Origin of the sequence: Aeromonas sp. R1-1 (assembly GCF_040908495.1) — a bacterium.
GTDB lineage: Bacteria > Pseudomonadota > Gammaproteobacteria > Enterobacterales > Aeromonadaceae > Aeromonas > Aeromonas veronii.
In genome coordinates this window covers 1-1,769 of record NZ_JBFODV010000267.1, presented here as the reverse complement: position 1 = coordinate 1,769, position 1,769 = coordinate 1, and the positions used below count along the sequence as shown (strand labels likewise).

Genomic DNA, 1,769 nt, shown 5'->3' with positions numbered 1-1,769 from the left:
GTTGCGGCCGATATCGGCCTTGACCTTGTCACCACTGACCTGCGCCCCCAGCAGGGTGGCATCCCGCCCTGATGTGAGGGTCAGGGTATCGCCCGTGGTGAGGGTGGTTTCGGTATAGCGACCCGAGTTGCCCAGCTCCTTGCCCTTGGCAGCGTTGAGGTTGGCAAACACGCTGAGCCCGATACCTTCTTCGCTAACGCCCGATTACGCGTCGCTAATCGCTCGAGCTTACGGCCCTGCGGGTTTCACTGACCATGGCAACTCATTTGGAGCTCTCTCATTGGTAGTCAAGTTAAGTTGTCAGTACCCTCAGCGATAGTAGAAAAACCATAAAGGTACTCCTGCTAGCATTCCAACAAAACCAACCTTAAAATAAGTAAATAATTTACCAACAAAAAAATATAATATTTCATGTCCTCCTCCAACCCAATACCCAAGAAGGTTGAACAATACAGCCATTATAAAAAACGCAATAAACATACTCAAACACAGGTAAAGCAAAGAAATTATAGACCTAAATTTGATATTCATCATTTCTTTCCATTTTTATTTTTCAAAGCTTCACTCGACCCTTCAGTAAATAGACTGGAAGCTACAGAGTCTCCGACGTTACCCATTATCGATGGTAATGGGTGTTGCGGGACGGGTTTTGTTATGGTCCATACACCGGTCGGGGCCCACTCATACTGCTTTGATATTGGATTCAGTTTTTTGTCAAATGGTATTTTTAAAACGTTACCAGATGCATAGCCAACCGATGCGCCTGCTTTACTCAGCAGGGCTGCCATAAATGGATCATCCCCATTGATTTCTGCTTGATAATAACCGCCCGCAGCATTCCATGCCATTGTGGGGTTATATCCCTTTCCGGCTGTGATTGCCCCTACTAAACCAGCACCGAGCAGATCTGAGAGGCTCACTTTTCCGGTAGTACTATACTGGACACCTGCGCCTATACTTGCCCCCATACCCACTGCAATAAGCAGTTCCTTAGAATTATTAGCAGCATTGGTAATAATCGCTTTCCCTCCCATTAGTGCGACCGGCCAAGAGGTAGGGGTCAATACCACATCCATAACTCGATCACCTGTCGTAATATTATCCTTCAGGAATTTCAGGTCCGTCCCGTTTAGATATTTCACTATTGCTGCTGCATCCGGGTCTTTCAATTTCTTACTCAGTCTGATTTGTTGGGGATCTGCATCCATCGCAACATTGGTATTGGCCTGAATAAGCTCTTCCCAAGAGATACAGGTCACACCACCTCCAGTACAGGAGTTAGCCAGCTTTTTACTGTTTTCGTTGCTTTTATCAATGTATTTTTCAATAACTTTACTGCAGTCACCTCCGGACTTTTTGCAGTCAGATAACTCTTTATCAAATTGCCGGGACTCAGTTTCGCTTAACCAGTTATTCTCCACCACTGTCTTGCCGGTCTGGGCTCCTGCTAGTGCGCTGGCGGTGCTGTCGCCGGTGAGGCCACCCGCCAAGCCTGCTGCCAGGGTGGCAAGGGTGGAAACGGTCTCCTTCTCCGATTCAGATAGCTGGCTGGCGTTCTTCTGGTAAAGCTCGGTCGCCATCATGCCAACCAACTCGCCCGTGGCAGCACCGGTTGCACCGACCATGGCATTTTTGTTCTGAGCGGCAGCCAGAGCCCCCTGTACCAGCGCGTGGGCCATCACACGGGACGGGCCATCATCGGTTTGTTGCTTGACCATCTGCGCCAGGTAGGGGCTGGCTGCACCAGCTGCTGCCTCGGTAATGCCACC

3 protein-coding genes are annotated in these 1,769 nt (G+C 49.2%); all 3 read right to left on the bottom strand.

Annotated features, from left to right (window positions below):
- Window positions 1-183, bottom strand: a 183-nt coding sequence (locus AB5Y92_RS18170) for a hemagglutinin repeat-containing protein (protein ID WP_368227320.1), incomplete at its 3' end; no start/stop codon positions are given.
- Window positions 184-309: 126 nt separating this feature from the next.
- Complete coding sequence (locus AB5Y92_RS18165; RefSeq protein WP_164537456.1) at window positions 310-534, bottom strand: hypothetical protein; 225 nt, start codon at window positions 532-534, stop codon at window positions 310-312.
- Window positions 531-1,769, bottom strand: a 1,239-nt coding sequence (locus tag AB5Y92_RS18160; RefSeq protein ID WP_368227319.1) for a VENN motif pre-toxin domain-containing protein, incomplete at its 5' end; no start/stop codon positions are given. The genes AB5Y92_RS18165 and AB5Y92_RS18160, both read right to left, overlap by 4 nt.

What these genes read in the sequence shown, in the direction of transcription:
- AB5Y92_RS18165 (WP_164537456.1), bottom strand. Translation starts at nt 534, where the DNA reads ATGATGAATATCAAATTTAGGTCTATAATTTCTTTGCTTTACCTGTGT.